Raw genomic sequence first — 22,889 nt, forward strand, 5'->3', positions numbered from 1 at the left:
TGTCCTCCTATTTTGCCAGCGGCTCCAGAGCGGTTACAAGCTCCTTGAAATGGCGGCCTCTGGCCTCAAAGTTGGGGTAAGCATCAAAGCTGGCGCAGGCGGGCGAAAGGGAAACCACATCCCCGGCTTTGGCACGGCTCTGTGCCAGCGTTACCGCCTCCTGCATGTTTTGCGCCCGCACAATCACCAGCCCGCTTTGTTCATAATCGGAGCAGCTGGTGACCGCCTGCTGGATTTTATCGGCGGTGTGGCCAGTGAGAATCAAAAGCTTCACTTTCTCCAAAATCACCGGGGCCAGCGGCTCAAAGGGTATTTTTTTATCATACCCGCCTGCCAGCATAATAATCTTTTGATTAAAGGAATTCAGCCCCGCAATGGTGCGGCTGGGGGAGGAGGCAATGCTGTCGTTATACCAGCGAACCCCTTCCAGTTCCCGAACCAGCTCGATACGGTGCTCCACGCCGCCGAAGGTTTTGGCGACCTCCGTCATGGCCTCGGGGGACACGGTGCCCCATACAGCGCTGATGGCGGCTAAATAGTTTTCCACATTGTGGATGCCGGGGATGCGGATGTCATCCTTGTGAACAACCGGGATCACCTGCCCATGGAACGCCATGGAAAGGGTTCCATTCGATGCTAGGAAGGCACCGTTTTCCGGCTGTTCACCACGTGTGAACCAAAGCTGTTCCCCCCGCACAAGCTGGGCAAAGGAACGGGTATAGTCGTTATCCCGGTTGAGCACAGTCCGGGAGAAAGCATTTTGGTGGAGAAGCAGGTTCTTCTTTGCATCCACATATTCCGCCATATCCTTGTGGACATCCAAATGGTTGGGGGCCACATTGGTGACCACCGCCACGTTAGGGGAGGAACGCATGGAAATCAGCTGAAAGCTGGAAAGCTCCACCACTGCCCGATGCCCCGGCTGGATATCTTCGATAATGGGCAGAAGCGCCCGCCCGATGTTGCCCCCAAGGTGAACGGTGAACCCGGTCTGCTCCAGCATCTTGGCAATAAGGGTGGTGGTGGTGGTTTTGCCGTCGCTGCCGGTTACAGCGTAAATGGGGCAGGGGCAAAGGTCAAAGAACACCTCCATCTCACTGGTTACAACACCGCCCTGCTGGCGGAAGGCCGTCAGCTCAGGCAGAAAAAAATTCATTCCCGGTGTGCGGAAAAGGACATCCGCTTCCAGATTTTCAAAATAATGCTCCCCCAAATGGAGGATGGCTCCCTTAGCTTCCATTTCCTCAGCCAGTTCACCCAGCTGTTCCCGGCTGCGCTTATCGCAGGCCAGCACCCGAATGCCCCGGGCAGCGAAAAGGGAGATTAAATCCCGGTGGGAAACCCCCAGCCCCATAAAGGCTACGGTTTTTCCTTTCAGGCTATCAAAAAAGCTCTCCAGTTTCTGGTTCAATGCTGTCAACACCTCAATTCACCCGATTCCATCCAGCAGGGGATCGGGTCTATATTTTCATGGTGAAACCGTATAATTTAGTCCCAATAAAAATTTGGGCATAACAGAATCATTATATACCGCTTTCCATATTTATTCAATTTTTATCCTAAATATATTCAAGACTAGGGAAAAGGCGGAAAGTCTGGATAGAAGACAGTTTCGGGCCGTGTTCTCCACACAGAAAGAAAGGCTCTGTCAAAAGAATGTTGTCTTCTAGCCATGATTCATAAACTGGGTTTGCGCAGGAGATCTTAAAAAAATACCGCCCCTTCCCTTGAATGGGGAAAGGCGGCATTGCTTTAAAGCTTTGCTGTTTAAGCAGGTATGCGTTCGTTTCTCTTTTAAAAAAGGAGGCCTATAAGATCAGCTTGGGTACACTCACCATGCAGCTTCTGATTTCTTCTTCACCGGGCATAGAGGTAATGGCACCTTTTTTAGAGGTGGTGAGAGCACCGGCGGCGTTGGCAAAATCCACCATATCACTGAGCTGTTCAAAGGTAAGCTCACCCAGCGTGGAACGATTATAGCCTTTCAGGCAGCTGAGGAAGGCACCGAAAAAGGAATCTCCGGCGGCGGTGGTATCCACTGTTTTGGTGTCGTAAGTATAAAAACGCTGGTGCTTTCCGCTCCAAAAAAGCTCACAGCCATATTTGCCCAGTGTGGCCAACACCATTTTAATAGGATATTTGGCCATTAAATGAGCAATACCCTCTTCGATGGTGGCCTTGCCGGATAAAAAGAGGATTTCTTCTTCTGAAAGCTTGAGGATATCGGCGTGCTCCATTCCTTTTAATGCAAAATGGCGGGCATCTTCCCGGCTGCTCCAAAGGTTGAAGCGGAGGTTGGGATCATAAGCACGCAGGCAGCTCTGCTGCTGAAGCAGCTCCAACATATAAAAAACAGCGCTGCGCTCCGGCTCCATAGACATGGAAACACTGCCATAAAGGAAGATGCCGCAGTCGGTAATAAAAGCCGGGTCAATGTCTTCCTTGGAAAGCAGGGTATCCGCACCCGGCTTGCGGTAAAAAGAAAAGCTGCGGTCGCCGCCTTCATCCAGCTTGACAAAGGCCAGCGTGGTGTTGGCCTCGTCGGTGGTGAGCAGATAGCGGGTATCAATGCCCAGACCAGCCACAAAATCCTTTAAAAAGGTGCCAAACATATCCTCGCCCACCTTGCCCAGAAAGGCGCAGTGCCGCCCCAGCTTGGCAGCCTGTGCCAAAGCGTTGCAGGGAGCCCCCCCTGGAGCACCGAGAAAGGCTACTGTATCCTTGGCGCCTGCCGATTGATCCAAAAAGTCAATGAGAATTTCACCGGTGGAAATTAAATCGTACATCTTGTATTGACCCTCGCTTTCCGTTTGCATATTGGCCTGCTCCTCGTGCCGAAGGAGGCCGATTTTTCGAAGAAGCAGAGCGCCTGGCCGAAAGAGGCGCCCATACCTCACTGAGTTCACAGTATTAGAATACCGTTTCGTAATAAGTTTGTAAAGAAGCTTTTATGTTTTTTGCCCCAGAGTCCGCAAATGCTCCTCTGGACGGCAAAATCTGGTTATAGGTTATACGAATTGTAAACAATTGGAAGCTCTATTTGTGTTGAAAACTTAAAGGTTTTCAGGAGTTTTCCCCGTTTTATCCGCTGGTTATTAACACTTTCCACCGAGTTTTCCACTGAGAAAGTCGAATAATTGACCAATTAGGGTCGAAAACCAAATTCTTTTGACAGTTTTTCCAGAAAAAGATATACTTTTGGTATAAATATACAACCGTAAAAATCAGTATTCCAGAAGGCAGGCTGGTTACAATTTTGTTATATACATTGACAGTGCGCCACCTGTTAGAGTAGTATCTAATATGAATCGCTTTTTTGACAAAGGATTTTTTCTGCCGCATACGGCCCCATAAAAACGTTACTCCAAAGCAGCTCTTTACAGCGCTTTTAGGGACTGGCCGAAAGGTTGAAACCATATCCGACTGCCGCGGTTTTTAAGAACAATATGATACATATTGTTTTGGTGTGGGTTAAGAAATAGAGAGTGCCCCGCAGGGCTGAAGACATTAAAAAGGAGTATACCATGAGAAAAACTAAAATTGTATGCACTCTGGGGCTTGCATCCCAAACCCCTGAAATTATGGAACAGCTTATTCTAGCTGGTATGGATGTGGCACGGTTCAATTTCTCCCACGGAACCCACGAGAGCCACAAGGCAATGCTGGATACTCTTAGTGCCGCCCGGGAAAAGCTTGGCCGCCCGGTGGCCGCCCTGCTGGATACAAGAGGCCCTGAGGTGCGCCTTGGGCTGTTTAAAGGCGGAAAAGCGACTTTGGAGGATGGCGGCGAATTCACTCTTACCTCCGAAGAGGTGGAGGGCGATTCTTCTATTTCCACTATAACCTACAAGCGCCTTTCCTATGATGTTCATCAGGGGGATACCATCCTGCTGGATGATGGCCTCATTGAGCTGACTGTTCTTTCGGCCGGGGATGGAGATATTCACTGCCGGGTGGTCAATGGGGGAGAAATTTCCAACCGCAAGGGAGTTAACCTTCCGGGGGTTAACCTTTCCATGCCCTATATCAGCGAGGCCGACCGGGCCGATATTATAGCGGGCCTGAAGATGGGCTTCGATTTTATTGCGGCATCTTTTGTCCGCAGTGCCGAAGACATTGTGGAAATCCGCCACATTCTGCAGGAGCAGAACTGCAGCGATGTTAAAATCATTGCAAAAATTGAAAATGCCGAGGGTGTTCGGAATATTGACGACATCCTGCGTATTTCGGATGGCATTATGGTGGCCCGTGGCGACATGGGTGTTGAAATTCCTTTTGAAGAAGTGCCGTCTATTCAAAAAATATTAATAAAGAAATGTTATAATGCAGGCAAGATGGTTATCACTGCTACTCAAATGCTGGATAGCATGATTAAAAACCCCCGCCCCACCCGGGCGGAGGCCACCGACGTTGCCAACGCTATTTACGATGGAACCAGCGCCATTATGCTTTCGGGTGAAACCGCCGCCGGGCTGTATCCGGTTCAGGCTGTTAAAACCATGGCCCGGATTGCGGAGCGTACCGAGCGGGATATTGATTATGAGCGCCGTTTCTATAACAGAGAGGGCAGCCGTTTGGAAAATGCCAACGTAACCAATGCCATTGGCCATGCCACCTGCACCACGGCCTATGATTTGGGTGCAACCGCCATCATTACCGTTACCATTTCCGGTCAGGCCGCCCGTATGATCAGCAAATACCGCCCCGATATTCCGATTTTAGGCTGCACTCTCAGTGAAAAAACCTGGCGGCAGCTCAACCTTTCTTGGGGTGTGCTCCCCCTCTTGGTAGAGGAAAAGGACGATGTAAACCAGCTCTTTTCTCATACTGTGGATGCCGCACGCAAAGCGGGTGTGGTTCAGGATGGGGATGTGGTGGTTATCACCACCGGTGTGCCTCTGGGCATTTCCGGCACAACCAACCTGCTTAAGGTGCATGTTGTGGGTGATGTTCTTGTGGGCGGCACCGGCATCAATCATCTTTCAACATCCGGTACTCTTTGTGTGGCCCAATCTGAAGAGGAAGCTTTCAGGACTTTTCGCCCGGGGGATATTCTGGTGATTGGCAGCAGCTCCAATGAAATGCTCCCCCTGCTCAAGAATGCTTCCGCCATTGTAACCGAGGCAGAAGGCATCAATTCTCATGCCGCGATTGTGGGAATGGCCCTGGATATTCCAGTAATTGTGGGAGCACACGGTGCAACAAAAATTCTAAAAAGCGGCACTAATGTTACAGTGGATGCCGAAAGAGGCGTTGTGGCCAATCTTTCTTTGCCAATGTAGTCTCGGGCGTTCCACGTTATTCCTTGCGCATTGGCATTCTTGCCGGTTTTTCGGGCCGGATATTTCCAAGGGCAGTTACCGGAAAATTTTTGCTGCAACTGCCAAAGCACATAAACGGAGGTAAGCTTTATAAATGAGAACACATGGATACAAAGTGCTGGCTGTTTTGCTGGCAGTGGTTTTGACCCTTTCGCTGGCTGGTTGCGGCAACCGGGGAACCCCGGCTTCAGAAAGCTCTTCATCGCAGGATGAAAGCAGCCCATACAGCTCGGTTCTGTATCTCAACCCCATTAAAGCCCCGGATGAGTTTTTGGGCGGCGTGCTCCGGCCCAAGCTCACTGAGCAGGTCAAGGGCGCCAAAGAGGATAATAAAGATACAGTGGGCTGGCTTCAGGTTCCCGGCACCATCATTGATGATGTAGTGGTTCAGTCCAAGGATAACGACTATTATCTGCGCAAGAACTTTGATTTGCGCTATTCCGACAATGGCATTTATTATGCCGATTTCCGGGTTAAGTATGGTGCTAAGGCCAACGAGAATTCCCGCAATATGGTGCTCTATGGCCACAGCATGAACGATAACCCAGATGATACCGGCGAGCCCCTGTTCACACAGCTCAAGCGGTATCTCAAAGAGGATTTCGCCAAGGAGAATCCCTATATTTTCTTCTCCACCGAAAACGGGGATTATGCTTATGAGGTTTTCGCTGTATACTTTACTGATATTGATGTCAACTACAACGACCCCAACCTCAGTGATGCCGATTTCATGAACATTATTTCCGAGGCAAACAAATCCTCGTGGCAGATTTATGAGGGTATCGATGTTTCGGCCAGCGATCATATCATCACGCTTTCCACCTGCTGCTATAACATTGTCAGCTCTTACCCCAATAAATACCGCTATGTGGTTATGGGCCGGCTGGTTCCCGATGGCGAAGCCCTCAAGGAAACCGCCAATGTTAAGCAGAATCCCAACCCTAAAATGCCTAAATAACTTTAATAGCACAGGCTTGTTTTTGGTGCCGGCCATTTAAACAAGTCACTTAAATTGGTCTGCACTTGCTGCAGGCCAATTTTGTAAATGCCCGGTTTGCCCGGAACTTTCAGAGAGAAGGAGGTGTGTGAAGAATGCGTGTAAACCGGAAGCCTTTTCGGTATGGGCCCGGCCTGATTGCTATTTTGGCTTCGGTGGCTGTGGTGGTGGGCGTTGCCTTTGGGCTGGCTGCTTTCTGGCAAAGCCGGGAGATTCAGGCACAGCAGGTTGATTTGGAGCTGCCTTTGGTTCCGGATCGGGCTTCTTCCTCTTCGGAAGAGGAATCGGCCGTGTGGCCGGATAAAGCCACCCACACGGATTCTCCCCAGCAGGAGGCCGATGCGGCGGCAGAGCTTTCCGCACTCTTCACCGGCCGGCTGACCTGGCATGATCCAGTGGAGGCCTCTTGGTTTGAGGATGCTGTTTTCATCGGCGATACCTCCTCTCTGAGCATTGGGCGCTATCAGGTTGCAAAGGGAGCGGCGGTTCTGGCACTGCCCGGACTCACTCCGGAAGCGGCTCTGACCGATGCGGCTTTCTCCACAGGGGAGCAGATGATCTCCTTTATGGGTGTGCTCCATGAGATTCAGCCCCGGGGCAAAGCCTATATTATGCTGGGAGCCGACGCACTGGCTCAAGGTGCCTCTCAGGAAGAGCTGCTGGCGGGTTACCGCCTTTTGCTGACAGAGCTAAAAAAGAACTTCCCCGGAATGGCCGTGTATGTTCAGTCTGTGCTGCCGGTAACCGCCGCCTGCCAGACCGAGAACCCCAGCCTGACCACCGAGAACATTCAGCAGTATAATCTGGCCCTGATGAATTTGGCCGGTGAGGTGGGAGCCTATTACATTCACCCGGCCGGTGCGGTTCAAAACAGCGCTGGTGCACTGCCAGAGCTGGCAAGCCCGGTGGATGGCATGCACCTGACAGCGGAATATCACGTGAAGTGGTTTGATTATCTGCGCAGCCATACCGCTGCGAAAGCGCAAGTCTGAGCGGGATGCTGTTCTTTGTCTGTAAGCCCCAATTGACCGTTCTGTGAGGAGGAATTTGACATGGTTGCTGAATGCGGAGCCATTGTTGCCATTATTGGGATTATGCTGTATATGTTTATCCGCTCCGGCAGGCGGGTGTTTACCGTTTTACTTTGGCCCCTGCTTTTGGTGCCGGCCTTTCACCTGCTGGGAATGGTGCTGTATTATTTCTGGGGCAGGAACATCCCCATGGGCTTTGCTACCTTCGCTGTGAGCATGGATGTTTTTGGGCTGGTTTTATCGGCTCTGCTTTTTGGGGGGCTTTCCCGGGCGATCATCCCCACGGCAGGCCGCCGGTTTTATCTTGGGCTGTGTATGGGCTTTTCCACTGTGCTGACCGGAGTTTTGGTCAACTACCTTTTAAAAATTATTTAAATCTGTGTTTTTTGTGCCACACAGACCCTTTCAGGAGGGTTTATGCGGCTTTTTATGTTTAATCCGACATTACTACTTGGCCAGATAACAATTCAAGAGAGTAGATCATATCGATAAAGGCTAAATATTTATCGAAAAACAATAAAATAACATTGACTTGCAATAATGGGTGTGTTATGATAGCATCATTGAAAATGTTGCGGGAGATGTGATGTTATGAAAAAATCAGTAGCCTCCAAGGCGCTGGCCGCCGCTATCTGCACTGTATTTGCTATCGGCCTTTTTCTGGTGGTGACACTGCCTTTTTTGCTGGATACCTATCTGCTTATTTTGTACGATGCCTATTCGGTACAGCCGGGCTACCGCACCTTTATCCTAAGCTTTCTTATGGTGGTTGGGGTGTTGGCGCTATGGATGCTGGCCGAAATGCTGGGCATGCTTCGCACCATACCGGCTGATCCCTTTATTGCCAAAAATGTAAGAACGCTTCGGCGAATCGGCATTGTTGCCATCCTGACAGCGGCTTTGTTTTTTGGTAAGTGCCTTTATTATTTCACCATCCTGACCCTTGGCTGTGGTGTTATTTTGCTTGTGGGCGGGCTTTTTGCCTTTACACTGTCTGATCTTTTCAATCAGGCTGTGATTTTCAAGCAGGAAAATGACCTGACAATTTAACCGAAGGGGGAAGTGAAATCCGTGATAGTCGTGAATTTGGATATTATGATGGCCAAGCGCAAGATCGGCCTCACTGAGCTGGCCGCAAGAATTGACCTGACACAAGCAAATCTTTCCATTCTGAAAAACGGAAAGGGCAAGGCCATACGGCTTTCTACCCTCAACAGGCTGTGCAGAGAATTGGATTGCCAGCCGGGGGATTTGCTGGAATATGTTGAAGAGGAGGATGAAATGGATGAACAATAGCCCTTCTTCACTGCCGGAGAAAGCATCCGCCAAACAGCCCACAGGGGTGGAAAGCGCCCAGGCACTGACCGCCGATATGGCCCTTGCTGGGCAGGAAAGAGACGCATTGCCAAAGGAAAATCCGGCAGACCTACCGCCTGAAAAAAGGGTGTATACCAAGGCACAGAGGCTGCTGGTGCCGATTGCTTTGCTGATCGGCCTTTTATACGACCGGCTGATTCTGGCGGTGCCGGGGGGAAGCTGGCTGGATATACCCTTTTTCAGCGGGATATTCTGGCTTTGCTATCTGGTGGTTTTTTATGCCCTCAACTGGGAGCGGCTTAAGAAGGATCGGGCCATGTGGTTTGTGGCCGGAGCGGCTGGGGCGCTGTGTGTCTGGAACTTTGTTTTCGATTACCGTTCCAGCTTTGGGGGCCTCAGCCTGCTGGTAATTCCCGCTGTTCTCATGGCCCACGCCCGTTATACAGCCGGGAACTTTACCCTCAAGCAGACCGGGGCCTTGGCGATAGAATGGCTGGCAGGTTGGTTTGTAAAGCCCTTTTCTGCTATTCCGCTGTTTTTTGAGGCCCTTGCAGGCAATAAAGGGGAAGAGGAGAAAAAGAGCAAAAACTCCACTCTCAAAAGGGTGCTGCTGGGTTTGCTGCTTGCTCTGCCGATTCTGGTGGTGGTTTTGCCTCTTTTGGCGGGGGCGGATCAAATGTTTGCCCGGATTCTAGAGAATATTCGGTTTCATTTCAATTTTACCAGCGTAGTCAGTCATCTGATCACAACGGCGCTTGCCACCCTGCTGTTTTTTTCCTTCCTTTGGAATGTGCGGTTTAACCGGGTGCCCCCGGTGGCGGCCAAGAAGGAAAGGCGGCTGGATGCTGTGGCCTGCGGGGTGGCGCTGGGTATCGTAACGGCGCTGTATGCCTTGTTTTGTGTGATACAGTTCACCTATCTCTTTGCCGGCGCAGGCCTCCCTGATGGGGTGAGCTATTCGGCATATGCCCGGCAGGGCTTTTGGCAGCTGATTGTGGTGGCGGGAATTAACGTATCCCTTTTTGGGCTGTTTCTCCGCTATACAGAAAAGCATTCTGTGATCCGAGGGCTTTTGGCGGCACTGCTGGTGCTGACCGGCTTTATGCTGGTTTCTGCGGTTCTGCGGCTCCGGCTGTATATTCAGAGCTACGGTATGACTTGGCTAAGGCTGCTTTCGGCATGGTTTATTGTGTATCTGGCGGTGGTGCTGGTGCTGTGCGCGGTTCGGATGCTAAAAGAGAAGCTGCCGCTGATGGCCCTTTGTGCCTTTATCCTCCTTGGGTGGTTTGTCGTTTTGGGCTACAGCAACCCGGAGGCGCTGATTATCCGCAGCAATCTGGCCCACTGGGAGGTCAACCAATGGATGGAGGAAAACGAATATTTCGTTGATGGTTTTTCAGATGATTCTATTTTAGCGCTGATGGAAGGTGGCATAGCAGAGGAGAAGCTTTCAAGAGTTATGCTTTTTTATCCCAGAGGGGAAGGCTACAGCTTTTCCAGCTTGAAAATGCGCAAAGCTCTTGAGCCAAAAGAATAAGCCGTTTAAACAATACCCGGTGGGTGTGGGAGCTTCCTGCATCCGCCGGGTTTTATAGTCAATAAACTTGAAAACGAAACCAACGTTTTCAAAAGCAAGCAAAGCTTGCTTTCAGACTGTAGACATAAGTGCCTTTAGCTTGAAGGCCTTATGGTTTTGATGCGTAATTCTTCCTGCGCCGAATTTGTTTCGGCGCAGGAATTCCACTTTTTGAGCCGGAGCGGCGCAATCCGGGGGGGATATGGGGGGCATTGGATGCCCCCCATAAAGGGTGTAGACTTTTGTCTACGCCCGTAAAGCAAATGTTGCATATGGTGAAAATGTGTGTTAAAATAAATAAGTTATATAAGGTTAACCTCATAGGGCAATGCGAACCATTGGGGGCAGGGGAGGGAGCTTTTGTGGAGCTCAAGCAATTGAACTTTTTTGTTACCACCGTGAAATGCGGCGGGGTCAACAAGGCGGCGGAGCAGCTTTATACCTCACAGCCCAATGTGAGCAAAACCATCGCTTCCTTGGAAAGAGAGCTGGGCTGTCCCCTTTTTACCAGAACCAGCAAAGGGATGGAGCTGACCCCCGAGGGCCGCAAGCTTTGGAGCTACGCCCGCAGTGTTCTGAAAAATGTGGATATTATGACTTCTATAGCCCAAAACAGCGCCAAACAGGTTTTCAGTATATCCTCCTATCCCAGCAAAATGATCGCCAAGGTATACACCGATTACTATAACCTTTATAAGGAGCCTTCCTCCAATTTTGAGTTTCTAGAGGGCACCACCGAAAACATCATCGAGAACGTGGAAAAAAGGCAGTCTGAGATTGGGATCGCCTATATTTCCGGTGAGCAGATGGGGTGCTTCGGCCATCTTCTGTGGCATAAAAGGCTGGAGTTTCAGCCCATTTGTTACAGAGAGGCCTGTATTTATGCGGGTAAGAAGCACCCTCTCTATCACCGGGAATCCGTTGAGGTTGGGGAGCTTAAAGACTTGCGGTTTATCCAGCCGGTGAGCGATTCTTTTTCCATGGAACAGCATCTGGAGCCGCTGGACCCGGCCATGAGCTGTTTTGGTATGCTCAATCAGGTGGCCACAACCAACAGCGACAATGCCCTGCTTTCCTTTCTATCCAACACCGATTTGTGCTGTTTTGGCGTTTATCTGCCAAACCATGCCTATGAGGAGACGGCTATCCGGGCGATCCGGGTAAAGGGCAGCGAGAAAAACTTGCAGCTGGGTTATATCAAGCGGCAAAGCGATTCCCTTACAGAAGGTGCGCAGAACTTTATCACCATGCTCAAAGCCGCCATTGAGAGCAGCGACCTGCTTTAAAAACAAGCTGTACCATACATAAATTCGGCCGAAAAAAGAAGCTTCTCCCGTTTGGGTAGAGAAGCCTCTTTTTTTCATTTGGCTATCTTTTGCGCCAGATTTTTTGGGCGGCTGTTTCCGGCCATCGCCTCTCTAAAATCCGCATCCGGTAGCAGTTCATGGTGTTGACCTTGAGCCGGTTCATCAGATTGTGGTTGGCGGTGCCTCCGGCCAGACTGCCCACCACCGGCAAAAGCTGCAAAAGCTTAGCCAGATCGATATAATCCCGGTATTCGGTTTGGAATTTTTCCCAGTCCAGCTCTGGGCGAGGGTTACTTTCCCACCCTTCCAGTATGTGGAAGGTATCCAGCCGATGCTCCCGGCTGGAAAAAGCAAGCTGAAACACATAAAGCATAAACAGCCGCTCTTCCCGGAGGGAAGGGTCGTAGCCATAAAGCTTGGCGCTGTCAAATAAAAACTTAATCTTTATCGCCATCAGGGTGGGCAGATCGGCCAGCCCCAGAATTACCCCGCCTGCACCCAGCCCCACGCCTTGGACAACAGCCGCCTTTTTATAGCTCTGGAACTGCTCCTGCACCAAAAAATCCCGCTCAGCCAGCAAAAGATTGCTGGTATCCTCCTGAATGCTGAGAAACCCCGAGCCATACAGAATGGACTGGACCAGTGTTTCCACCGCTGCTGTAATGGCCTTCTGCACTTTGGCGGGAATCAGCTTTTGGGTGCTGTTTTGAATGCCCTTAGAGGCCCGCTCCAAAAGACCGGCACTGCCCAGTATTTCGCTGTGCCATCTATCCAGCTGTGCGTCTACATGCTTCTGGTATAAATTCATTTTTATGAGTACCTCCCAAGGACTGTGGCAACCCGAAGCCGCTCCAGCCGGTGCCGATGGATAGTATCAGTATATCCGATAATGGGTGGGAATGCATCTTTTCTTTTTGGATTTTCTGTAGAGCCGAGCATATAGGGCATGGTTCAGAGAGCAAAAAGACAGAAGGATTATTTGTTTTTAAATGGAGAATTCGCTATATAAATAAAAATTAGAATTATGAGTGTTTTGGCGTGGCAGGGGCCGCCTCACTACAAAGCGGGTGGAGCTTGTATAAAGAACTTCCGGAAATACCGGGGGCAAATATGAACATCCCCTTTTTGATTGGGTAGACAAATCCCCGAAGGGCTGTTATGCTGTCATAGTAGAATATATAAAGCCAACATCGCTTTTATAGGGAGGAAAAAACAATGCTGTTTATCTGTTATCCCAAATGCACCACCTGCCAGAAGGCGGGCAAATGGCTGGAGCAGCAAGCCACCCCGTATGAACTGCGCAACATCAAGGAGCAAAACCCCACGCTGGAGGAGCTTCGCCTGTGGTATAAGAAAAGCGGCCTTCCCTTAAAGCGCTTTTTCAATACCAGTGGGTTGCAGTATAAGGCGCTGGGGCTCAAGGATAAATTGCCCACCATGACAGAGGAAGAACAGCTTGCCCTTTTGGCCACCGACGGTATGCTGGTTAAACGGCCGCTTGTGGTGGGAGAAGACTTTGTCTTGGTAGGCTTTAAGCAGGCGGAATGGGAAACACGCCTGCAATAGCCTCTCACAGTGGCCGCCCGTTGCAAGAAAAGCCTCTTTCAGCAGATCGGGGCTATACAACCAAAAAGGCAGAAGCTTTGCGATTACACATCGCCTGCTTCTGCCTTTTATATATGTGTGGAAAATCGCAAGAACAAAGTCTTCCGCTTATACAGACACGAGAGGGCAATTGCCCATGCAGCTAAATCTGATTTTCAGGCCAAGGCCACCAGATATTTTTGTTCAAATTCTTCTGGAACCAGAGGCTTGTTGTAATAGTAACCCTGCGCATAATCACAACCTGATTCCCGCAGGGCTTCTGGCTGCTCCGGCATTTCGGCCCCCTCGGCAAGGCACATCGCCCCGGTGATTCTACCCGTTTTAACCATTCCCTTTACAATCGACCGGCTGACCGGATCGGTTACACAATTGTTGATAATGCCTTTATCCAGCTTCAATGTCCGATCCGGCGGCTTGTTTTTTCGCATGGATCATTTCTTCCCGCATGCATCAGCCAAAGCTTTGTGCAGCAAGACAGCGGTGTTTAAGGCGGTCTTGCATAGAGCCTATATTTCCCCAAAGAGCAAGTTTAGAGGATTTTCGCAAAATATATACATATTTCGGGGAAATTCGACGCTGTGGGCAATGCCTTTATAGTATTATAGTAGAATATCTACCAAATAGATCGGTTGTCTAAAAGAGTATATCAGCTTAGAAATCAGCGGGTCGGTGCATCAATAAAGCCAGCAGGAGAATGCCGCAATTTCTTTGCAGCACCTCGCAGCTGGCAACCGATAAAACTTTGGATTTTATATCTGTGAAATTTGCGCAAGCGCCTGAACTTCATCTGCGCAGAGAATGGTGGCAGGGTGAATGAGCAAGGCTACCCTTTCCATGGAGCTGTTTCCCGAGTTTAGCCGGGCAACCCCCTCCAAAAAGGAAGATTCCTTCTCGGATTTGATTCTGGGTGGCGGAGAAACTAGGCTCGGCGCAATATCAATTACCTCATCCACCTCATCCACAATCAGCCCAAAATCACTTTCTTCGATGTGGGTGATGATGATACAGGTGCGATCGGTGTAAATGGCTTCGGGCTTGCCCAAACGCAGGCGTATATCAATTACCGGGATAATCTGCCCCCGCAGGTTGATGATGCCTTTTATGTAATCCGGATGCTCCGGCAGTTGGGTGGTCTTTTGAATTCCCACAATTTGCACCACATCCCCTACAGGGATGCCGAAAAGCTGTTTATCAATAAAAAAGGTCAAGTATCTTCCGGTGACATGGTCCTCCTGTTGATCCGCGCTGAATTTGTCTTGGGATTGCATGGGGGTACCTCCTTTAGGTTTTAAAGCACAGTATAAGGGCAGTGCTTCAAGGGAAACATCGCCGCCCCGTTTAAATGCATTAGTATTTGCTGACTCCCGAAAGAAGAGCAAAGCTGGATTCGCTCTCGTATGCGGGCGTGGTGGGGTGGCTGGGTATTTCCAGAGAAAAGTGCTTGGAGACCTCTGCCAGCTTGAAGCGGGATACTTCGTCTTGCAGGGTCTGGGCTTGCCCCGCCAGCTCCTCGCTGGAGGCAGAGCTTTCTTCCGCAGTGGCCGCATTGGTCTGCACAACGGCAGAAACCTGCGTGAGGCCCTGATTGATTTGTTCGATGGCACCGGCCTGCTCTGTGGAGGCGCTTTCAATTTGACGAATTGCGTGATCCACCAGCTGGGCCTTATCCGATACATTTTCCAGAAGCTTCAAGGTCTCGGCCGCCAGACGGCCGCCTTCGGCGATGGAAGAAACGGATTTCTGAATCAAGTCGGCGGTCTGCTTGGCGGCCTCGGCTGATTTAGCCGCAAGGTTGCGCACTTCATCAGCGACTACGGCAAAGCCCTTGCCGGCATTTCCTGCCCGGGCGGCTTCTACGGCTGCATTGAGGGCAAGAATATTTGTCTGAAAGGCGATATCCTCCACCAGCTTGGTGATCTTGGATATCTGCTGGGAGGATTCCCCGATTTCACCCATTGCTTTATCCAGCCGCTGCATATACTGGTTGCTTTCGGAGGCTGCATGGCCTACTTGGTTTACATGTTCGGTGGCCTTGCGAACATTCCCTACATTCTGCTCGGCCTGCTGGGTAACGCTGGCAATGGAGGCGTTGAGCTCTTCCACAGTGGCGGCCTGCTCTGCCGCACCGGAAGCTAAGGCCTGTGATGCACTGGAAACCTGATTGGCGCCGGTGTTAACTTGATCGGCCGCTGTGCTGATAATTTGCAAAGTGTGACTGAGATCCCGCTCGATTTTCTGGAGCGCCAAACCCAGCACATCCTCATCGGAGCGCAGAGGAACAACCTGTGTAAAATCGCCGTTGCTGATCAGTTCGGCAACCGCTACCTGCTCCCGAATACCAGCCAGCATTTTCATAAAGGAGCCGGCAAGCTCTCCGGTTTCGTCCTTGGAGTTTATATCACTTAGGTCAACATCCACACGGCCTAAAGCAATCTGATTGGCAGCATTGACCACCTGGCCGATGGGTTTGCTGATAATATTGGAAATGCGAAGACCCATAACAGTGGCAACCACGGCGCTTACGACAATCACCCCAACCAAAACAATCATCAAAATTATAGAGGTTTGTCCATTCGAATCGCTGGTCTTTTGGGCGGAGGTCATTCGATTAGCCACGATTTGGTTCATATTGTCAAAGATTAGGGTAACTTGATCGTTGGCTTTGTTTAAGGCCGCGTTCGCATCTGCCTGTTTATTTGCTTTTGATAATGCCATAACCTGATTTGCAAGAGGCACATAGGTGTTTTCAAAAAACTGGTTGGTTTCTTCAAGCAACGCTATTGTTACGTCTGCAGTGATGGTGGGGCGGTATTCCTCTAAATTTCTTCGGAAGCTCTCAACATTTTCCGCCGTTTTTTTCTCATACTCCGCAACTTGTTCCGTATTACCGGCACTGATAATGGCATTGCGCAGGTCAAGGCGAATTTGATACAGTGCATCCAAGGCGTTAATCAAATTGCCAATTGGTTTGGTCTGCATTTCATACAGATAGGTATCCATCTGGTTGATGTTCGCCATACCAAAAGCACCCACACCGCCAACAAGCAGAGTGAGCAGTACCAAAACCAAAAATCCGGTTAATATTTTGCGTGCAATGTTAAAATCTTTAAAATTCTTCACAGCTTTCAAAACCTCCAATTTTTTATCCGCGTTTAAATAGGGGGAAATGCCGGGCACAATCGAAACCTGGGTTGTTTCGTGCGTATACGGAGCGCAACAGGGGTAATCCCTTTTGATTGCCTGGGAATACGCTTATACTGTGCCAATGACGCCATAAGAATGAAGCTGGATTTAAGGGGTATCCTCCTTTCAAATCACAAATCCAGCATAAGGCCTTCAAATAAGGAAGGCGTATATACATACTATGGCGGTATGTATAGCGGGTTGCAACGACAGGTATAATACTATTGGTTGGCAGTCCTGCATAGTCGCAGTCTATTTAAAACAGCGGTAAACGGGAGTGTTTTGGCATTCTATACAGAAACAGTGGATTTGATGACGGCGGGATTGACGGTGAATGGGGGCGCAGCCATTTGCACGGTATGCAGATCGTTTAGCTTTTTAATGGCCAAAACCTTTTGCTCCATCAGAGAGTGAGCATAAACATTCAGCGTAATGCTGACATTGGCATGGCCCAAAAGCTCGCTTAGAGTTTTTATATCCACGCCCAGCTCCAAAGCCCGTGTTGCGAAGGTGTGCCGGGTGGCATGGAACTTCCGCTCCCGGATTCCGGTCTTTTTCAGCAAACTCTTATACAGCCTTTGATAGATACGGGGATCGAAAGGATGCGCTGTTCCTGAAAGCATATAGCAGCTTTCCTCCCTGGCGGTAAGGGAACGCTCTGACAGCTGCCTGAGCAGAAAGGCCGGCAAGGGAATTTTGCGCAGAGAAGACCGGCTTTTAGGAGCACCCACAAGGAGCTGCGTTTTTGGGCCGTCGGGTTGCTGGCTGCGGATTCTTGATACGGTTCGGCAAATGGACATATTCCCGGCTTCAAAATCAAAATCACACCATTTGAGGGCACACAGCTCCCCCAGCCGTATGCCGGTATAGAAGCACAGCAGAATTCCCAGAAGGCGGCTGTCGTCTGCATCGATTATGGTTTGCTCAAGGAGCCGCTGTTCCTTCATAGAAAACACGGGAATTTCTTTTTGTTGAGTAATTTTGGGCATAACAATCATACCCGCCAGATACAGTTGCTCCGGTGAGTTTTTGCATATATCTCGCAGAGCAGTTTTGAAGATAGACAAAATTTTTTTCTGATATGCTTCTGAGATGGTGGAATTATGGGTAATAGATTTCACAAAGCATAGAACAGACTCCTCCGAAAGGCTTTGATTCTCGCTTAAACGAAAATGGGGGAGCACATAGCCCTGCAAACAGTGGTAGTAACTGTCATAGGTGGAGCGCTTGAGTCGGGCTGCTGTTCCGTTTAACCAGCTTTCCATCAGGTCCGCCGCCAGGGCGGGCTTATCGGCCTGCTCTTTTGGGACACTTTTTTCCGGCCTGTCATTCTCCTTCATTTTAGCCCGAACATCCCGATAGGTCTTGGCATAGAAATATTGGTATTTGCCATCCGGCCCGATTAACCGCCCTTCCCATCTTCCATCCTTGCGTTTATAAATATTTTCTCCCTTACGAGGCATTTCTTTATGACTCCTTTCATAATGACGGTTATGCTGACGGCGAATTTTTTCGTATTAGCGAAAAAAACTGCATTTTCCATAACAGATTGATCTGCGTGCTATCCTGAAGGTTGAATTTTTGGTTGAGATTGACAAATAAAATCAGACTATCTATAATGAAAATTGTCGTAGTGTGTCAAACTGAGGGGTCTCGGTTTTAAATAGACTGCGACTGTTTCTTTCAAGATAAGCGGGTATAAATTACAGCTCATGTGCCAACCTCCCACAGTCTGTGGGGGGAGGTTCATGGGCTGTTTTTAATACCACGCAGGGTGATAGTCACAATATTCGTTTGCAGGAGCAAAAGAATATTTGAAGATTAGCAATCTTACATAGAGACAGTATACTGACTGTAAGTACCAGACGCAATGGATTGTTTATCGAAAACTATTCTTTCATCAAACAGGCCCAATGGGTTTGCCTGATAGGGGCACTTTTTTGGAGCGGCGAGTTGTAAGCAAAGGGTAAAAATAAGTGAGTGAGTTCTTTCTGCCAAAATGCGTTTCTGCCAAAGTCTTCCAGTGTTATTTATCTTTAGAATCAGCTTTTCGGAAATGAGTGGCTGATTTACAGATCAAGAGAACCGAACGATTTTGAGAAGCCATGAATATATATGCAATAGATCTGGGCAGAGGCTCAACTGAGCCGCGTGCTATAAATTTGGATAAAATTTCCAGATAAACACAGCAGAGCAAGGCGTTTTCCTAATTGGTTGATAGTTTCTTTCACTGTCAGCCAGATAAGGCTCGCCAGACTGCCAATTTTCTAAGAAGCATTCTTTATTGGAGTGAATGGTTACAATACAGGTGGGATAATTTGTTTGATTTGTCTAAATATGTCTTTTCTTGTCGGAATTTGCGTTTCTCCACTATCTTTTTTGGGTAATGTTTTATATAATGTGGATTAGAATATAATACAAAAGTATATTGCCCCTGTTTTGTTCAGGCTATATGCGGTCACAAATTATGGCTTGCGGTGCAAATTTTTTGAGATTTGGCACCGCAATTTGTTTGGCGTGCGAACTCGGTCAAGAATTGCTGTCGGTAGTTCGATTTTTGGGGAGGTCCTTATTAAATGAAAAAATCCAAAATATCCTTATCTGCCTGGTTTGGATTTCTGCTTGGTATAGGCTTTATTTTCAGTGCTGTCTTGGAATCCCACGACCCTATGCTTTTTTGGAACCTGCCATCCTTCTTTATTATTATCGGCGGCACAACAGCTACGGTTCTAACGGTGTTCCCTCCCTCTAAATTGAAGCTGTTTTTTCCTACCCTCAGGCGTGCATTTATAAAGACCCACATCGATATTCCACAAGATATTGAAACCTTGGTGGAGCTTGCAAAGGAAGCCCGAAGCAAGGGCCTTATGGCCTTGGAGGATCAAGCCCCCCAATATGAGGATGACAAATTCCTTCAAGAGGGAATGCTTCTGATTGCCGACGGCATCAGCGAAGAAGATTTAAGAAAACACATGGAAGGTGTTATGTACTTCACCAAAAAAAGACACAGCAAAGGTGCTTCCATGATCGAGCTGGTTGCCGCTACAGCACCATCTCTTGGGTTGGTGGGTACCTACATCGGCCTTATCCCCATGCTGACCAGTTTGGATGATCCCACCTCGTTGGGGCCTATGATGGCCATTGAGCTGGTTTCTTCCTTCTATGGCGGTGTTATCGCCAATGTTCTGTTTTCGCCACTGGCAAAACGGCTCAAGGTTATGGCTGACGAAGAATTCAGCCGAAACGAGCTGGTTCTGGAAGGCCTTCTGAGCATTCACCAGGGCAGAAACCCGAGAATGATTGAAGCAGAGCTGACTGCCTATATGAATATCAAAAACGATAAAAAGGGCAACAGCATTGATTTTGAAGATACAAAGAAGAAAAAGAAAAAGACCAAGGCTGCCTAAGCCTGACATATCCCCATTTTTGAAGCGGTGATAAAGGAGGGAAAAAGATGGCATTCGACTTATCGGAAGAGGAAGAAGAGGAAGAAGGCGAAAGTTATCTAGCCAGTTATAGTGACTTGGTAACCGACCTGATGGCCGTCTTTGTTTTGTTGTTTTCCTTTGCCATGATGGCCACAGCTCAGCAGAACTACGCCATGAAGCAGGAGATGGAGGACGCCCAAAACCAATCTCAGGCCATTGTAACAGAAGGTGCACAGCAGGCCCAATACGATGCACAAGGCGGTGGCGGTTATACCACTGCGGATCAGGCGGCTCAGAATGATCTGGATATGATTTACGAAGCTATCAAGAATAAAATTCAGCAAAGTGAATTCAGCGATGGCATTGCGCTGGAGCGGGGCGAGGGCTTTATTACCTTTAACTTCAAGGATAATATATTGTTTTATCCCGATAGCCCGGTCATGCGTACCGATAACACGGAAATTCTGGAATATATGGGCGAGCTTTTGCTCAGTGTCCAAAGCAACATCCAAACGGTTGCAGTCAGCGGGCATACAGCCAAAGTATCGGAAGATGCCGAGGCCAATACGGTTGCGTGGCGCCTTTCTTCTGACCGTGCCATTGCGATTCTTCAATTTTTTGTGGATGAATGCGATTTCCCCGAATCCAAAATGACAGTGGCCGGTTATGCCCATTACCGCCCTGTTGGCGATAACAACACCGAAGAAGGCCGTGCCCAGAATCGAAGGGTAGAAATCAAGATCAGCCGGGAAGATTTCTAAAGGCAAGAAGCTGTAAATTTACAAATCTGAAATAAAAAGAGGCTGTTGCTTTTGGGCGACAGGCTCTTTTTTAGGTAAGATGCCGCAAACACTGGATAAAGTTTCGAAAAAAATTTGAAATTGGCAAAAATTTTTCTTGCATTTTTAGAAATGAGAGGATATAATAGCTAACAAATACAAAAGCATAATAGCTATCGGCTGTGATAAAGAGCGTAGCGGAAGAAAATCAACAGGGATTTGGCGACACAGACTGAAATCGCCATTTGATAACACTTCGGTGAAAGAACACTTTTGAGCTGATGAGATGAAAGGTTGTCTCTCGGGGCAGAACTTAGTAGTTGAATCCGGTTTGCACACGTTACCGTGCAGCGCAATCATTGACAGAAGGTTTGTCTTTCGTTGCAGCAATTGAGGTGGCACATGAAGATGTGCCAAATTGGGTGGTACCGCGATTTATTCGCCCCATGAGCGTAAGGCTCATGGGGCGTTTATTTTTTTATACGGCTCTTTTGAATTGGAGCAAAACCAGTAAACCGAAAGGGATGATTTTATGGAACGCATTTTGGGAACACCGCCGCAGGCAATGGATCTTGCTCAGCTTAAAGGGTTGGGTGGTGAAAATGCTAATAATATCTGCATAAGCGGAATCATCTACAGCATCAAGGATATGGGCGGCTTTTATTTTATACAGCTTCGCACCGGGGGCTTCTTTATCCAGTGCACGCTGGATAAAGAACAGGGCATAGAGCCCCTGCGGCCCGAAAGTGCTGTGAAGCTTGTTGGGGATAAACGAGAGGATGCAAGAGCCCCACACGGCTTTGAAATCGCCATCAAAAGTGTGGGGGTGCTTTCCTGCCCCAAAGAAGAGCTCCCCTTTGTGATCACCAAGCGCAAGTTGGATATCAGCTTGGAAAAGCAGCTCAAATACAGGCTTGCTGCTTTGCGCCACCGGCACAGCCTTGCAGTGTTTAAGCTGCAAGAAGGTCTGGTTCGAGGGTTCCGTGATTTCTTGACCAGCGGTGGCTTTACTGAAATTTTTTCGCCCAAAATTGTGGCTGGCAGTGCCGAGGGCGGCGCCAATGTGTTCAAGATGAACTATTTTGGCCGCACAGCCTTTCTTGCTCAAAGCCCGCAGTTTTACAAGCAGATGATGGTGCCCGTTTACGGCAGAGTGTTTGAGATCGGCCCTGTGTTCCGGGCAGAAAAGCACGATACAGTCCGCCATCTTAACGAATATGTCAGTGTGGATTTGGAAATAGGTTTTATTGAGAGCTTTTATGATATACTCCAAATGGAGACCGCTATGCTCCGCCACTGCTTTGCTTATCTGAAAGAGCATTGTGCCGGTACTCTGGAGACCTTGGGGCTGGAGCTTCCCACTGTGGATGAAATCCCTATGCTGGGCTTCCGGGAGGCCAAGGAGCTGGTATCCGCCCGCTACAACCGCCGCATAAAAGACCCCTTTGATCTGGAGCCGGAGGAAGAAAAGCTCATTGGCCAGATGGTTCTGGAAGATACCGGCAGTGACTTTGTTTTTGTCACCCATTACCCCGAGAAAAAGCGTCCCTTTTATGCCAAGGATGACCCGGCTGATCCCCGCTACACCCTCAGCTTTGATCTGCTTTACAAGGGCATGGAGATCACCACCGGCGGCCAGCGTATCCACGACTACGACGAGCAGGTGGAAAAAATGCAGCGCAAGGGTCTTGACCCGGCCGAGTTTGAGAGCTTCCTGATGCTCCACAAATATGGTGCACCGCCCCATGGCGGCATGGGCATGGGCTTGGAGCGGCTTTGCATGAAGCTGCTGGGGCAGGATAACATCCGGCATTCCTCTCTGTTCCCCCGGGATACCAGCAGGCTGGAACCCTAATTTTTACCAAACGCTTTATGCGTTTGGTATCATGGGGGGCATCCAATGCCCCCCATGAGCCCCCCCGGTTTCGCCCCGATCGCCGGGGCGAGTTAAGGAAATCTACGGCGAAATAAATTCGCCTGCGAAGTATTACTGAAAAATACGGTTAAAACCCCTTTTTAGAATTTTTTGTAGCCTCGAAAGGAGGATTTAGATCATGGTTATTGATAAAGAACTGATGAACTATTTGCAGGAGCTTTCCCGCCTTGAGCTTTCGGCCGAAGAGCTGGAGGAGGCAGGGGAGGAGCTTTCCAAGATACTGGGGTATATGTCCAAGCTGGAAGAGCTGGATACCGGGGATGCGCCCGAGCTTTCCCACCCCTTCGGCAACACCAACTGCCTCCGGGAGGATGTGGTAACCCCCTCCTTTGACCGGGAAAAAATTCTGGCCAACGCCCCCGGCAGCAGCGGCGAATATTTCAGAGCACCCAAAACGGTGGAATAAAGG

Annotated in this window: 20 protein-coding genes; 13 read left to right on the top strand and 7 right to left on the bottom strand. The window is 49.2% G+C overall.

The genetic code is table 11. The features are described 5' to 3' along the window. Nucleotides 1–7: 7 nt before the first annotated feature. Both murD and U6B65_11280 read right to left on the bottom strand, forming a co-directional pair. The gene (gene murD / locus U6B65_11275) at nt 8–1,411 is read right to left on the bottom strand and encodes a UDP-N-acetylmuramoyl-L-alanine--D-glutamate ligase (protein WRS26904.1); all 1,404 of its coding nucleotides are present in this window, start codon (nt 1,409–1,411) and stop codon (nt 8–10) included. Nucleotides 1,412–1,808: 397 nt separating this feature from the next. Further along, nucleotides 1,809–2,816, bottom strand: a complete 1,008-nt coding sequence (locus U6B65_11280; protein WRS26905.1) for a carbohydrate kinase — start codon at nt 2,814–2,816, stop codon at nt 1,809–1,811. Between the two features lie 708 nt (nt 2,817–3,524). Between U6B65_11280 and pyk the strand changes: the two genes are divergently transcribed. The 8 genes from pyk to U6B65_11320 all read left to right on the top strand — a co-directional run bounded on the left by pyk (nt 3,525) and on the right by U6B65_11320 (nt 11,528). Continuing rightward, the gene (gene pyk, locus U6B65_11285) at nt 3,525–5,282 is read left to right on the top strand and encodes a pyruvate kinase (protein WRS26906.1); all 1,758 of its coding nucleotides are present in this window, start codon (nt 3,525–3,527) and stop codon (nt 5,280–5,282) included. A gap of 133 nt (nt 5,283–5,415) precedes the next feature. After that, complete coding sequence (locus tag U6B65_11290) at nt 5,416–6,279, top strand: class B sortase (protein ID WRS26907.1); 864 nt, start codon at nt 5,416–5,418, stop codon at nt 6,277–6,279. Nucleotides 6,280–6,413: 134 nt separating this feature from the next. Further along, nucleotides 6,414–7,310: a GDSL-type esterase/lipase family protein gene (locus tag U6B65_11295; protein WRS26908.1), complete on the top strand. Its 897-nt coding sequence runs from the start codon at nt 6,414–6,416 to the stop codon at nt 7,308–7,310. Between the two features lie 60 nt (nt 7,311–7,370). Continuing rightward, nucleotides 7,371–7,724 carry a hypothetical protein gene (locus U6B65_11300; GenBank protein ID WRS26909.1) on the top strand — a complete coding sequence of 118 codons (354 nt, stop codon included), beginning with the start codon at nt 7,371–7,373 and terminating at the stop codon, nt 7,722–7,724. A 216-nt stretch (nt 7,725–7,940) separates the two neighbouring features. After that, complete coding sequence (locus U6B65_11305) at nt 7,941–8,399, top strand: DUF2975 domain-containing protein (protein ID WRS26910.1); 459 nt, start codon at nt 7,941–7,943, stop codon at nt 8,397–8,399. 45 nt (nt 8,400–8,444) lie between these two features. Then, nucleotides 8,445–8,645, top strand: a complete 201-nt coding sequence (locus U6B65_11310) for a helix-turn-helix transcriptional regulator (GenBank protein ID WRS28947.1) — start codon at nt 8,445–8,447, stop codon at nt 8,643–8,645. Beyond that, entirely contained in the window at nt 8,635–10,203 is a 1,569-nt protein-coding gene (locus U6B65_11315) for a DUF4173 domain-containing protein (GenBank protein ID WRS26911.1), read from the top strand. The genes U6B65_11310 and U6B65_11315 overlap by 11 nt, the downstream gene beginning before the upstream one ends. Nucleotides 10,204–10,604: 401 nt before the next feature. Beyond that, on the top strand, nt 10,605–11,528 hold the full coding sequence (locus tag U6B65_11320) for a LysR family transcriptional regulator (GenBank protein ID WRS26912.1): 924 nt from the start codon (nt 10,605–10,607) through the stop codon (nt 11,526–11,528). Between the two features lie 82 nt (nt 11,529–11,610). Here the strand turns inward: U6B65_11320 and U6B65_11325 are convergent, their stop codons facing one another. Beyond that, nucleotides 11,611–12,357: an EcsC family protein gene (locus tag U6B65_11325; protein WRS26913.1), complete on the bottom strand. Its 747-nt coding sequence runs from the start codon at nt 12,355–12,357 to the stop codon at nt 11,611–11,613. 407 nt (nt 12,358–12,764) lie between these two features. Here U6B65_11325 and U6B65_11330 point away from each other — a divergent pair, with 407 nt between their 5' ends. After that, nucleotides 12,765–13,115, top strand: coding sequence for an arsenate reductase family protein (locus tag U6B65_11330; protein ID WRS26914.1), 351 nt, complete (start codon nt 12,765–12,767; stop codon nt 13,113–13,115). 194 nt (nt 13,116–13,309) lie between these two features. Here U6B65_11330 and U6B65_11335 read toward each other — a convergent pair whose 3' ends face one another. The 4 genes from U6B65_11335 to U6B65_11350 all read right to left on the bottom strand — a co-directional run bounded on the left by U6B65_11335 (nt 13,310) and on the right by U6B65_11350 (nt 17,800). After that, on the bottom strand, nt 13,310–13,582 hold the full coding sequence (locus tag U6B65_11335; GenBank protein WRS26915.1) for an EAL domain-containing protein: 273 nt from the start codon (nt 13,580–13,582) through the stop codon (nt 13,310–13,312). A 321-nt stretch (nt 13,583–13,903) separates the two neighbouring features. Beyond that, nucleotides 13,904–14,422 carry a chemotaxis protein CheW gene (locus U6B65_11340; GenBank protein WRS26916.1) on the bottom strand — a complete coding sequence of 173 codons (519 nt, stop codon included), beginning with the start codon at nt 14,420–14,422 and terminating at the stop codon, nt 13,904–13,906. A gap of 79 nt (nt 14,423–14,501) precedes the next feature. Then, nucleotides 14,502–16,274: a HAMP domain-containing methyl-accepting chemotaxis protein gene (locus U6B65_11345; GenBank protein WRS26917.1), complete on the bottom strand. Its 1,773-nt coding sequence runs from the start codon at nt 16,272–16,274 to the stop codon at nt 14,502–14,504. Between the two features lie 353 nt (nt 16,275–16,627). Next, entirely contained in the window at nt 16,628–17,800 is a 1,173-nt protein-coding gene (locus tag U6B65_11350) for a site-specific integrase (protein ID WRS26918.1), read from the bottom strand. 1,113 nt (nt 17,801–18,913) lie between these two features. On the opposite strand from U6B65_11350, the gene U6B65_11355 reads away from it, so the two are divergent. The 4 genes from U6B65_11355 (at nt 18,914) to gatC (ending at nt 22,886) form a co-directional block, all read left to right on the top strand. Continuing rightward, nucleotides 18,914–19,744, top strand: coding sequence for a MotA/TolQ/ExbB proton channel family protein (locus U6B65_11355; GenBank protein ID WRS26919.1), 831 nt, complete (start codon nt 18,914–18,916; stop codon nt 19,742–19,744). A gap of 47 nt (nt 19,745–19,791) precedes the next feature. Then, nucleotides 19,792–20,526, top strand: a complete 735-nt coding sequence (locus U6B65_11360; protein ID WRS26920.1) for an OmpA family protein — start codon at nt 19,792–19,794, stop codon at nt 20,524–20,526. A gap of 550 nt (nt 20,527–21,076) precedes the next feature. After that, on the top strand, nt 21,077–22,399 hold the full coding sequence (gene aspS, locus U6B65_11365; protein WRS26921.1) for an aspartate--tRNA(Asn) ligase: 1,323 nt from the start codon (nt 21,077–21,079) through the stop codon (nt 22,397–22,399). 199 nt (nt 22,400–22,598) lie between these two features. Next, complete coding sequence (gene gatC / locus U6B65_11370) at nt 22,599–22,886, top strand: Asp-tRNA(Asn)/Glu-tRNA(Gln) amidotransferase subunit GatC (protein ID WRS26922.1); 288 nt, start codon at nt 22,599–22,601, stop codon at nt 22,884–22,886. Nucleotides 22,887–22,889 lie beyond the last annotated feature (3 nt).

Source organism: Oscillospiraceae bacterium MB08-C2-2 (assembly GCA_035621215.1).
Classification (GTDB): Bacteria; Bacillota; Clostridia; order Oscillospirales; family Ruminococcaceae; genus WRAV01.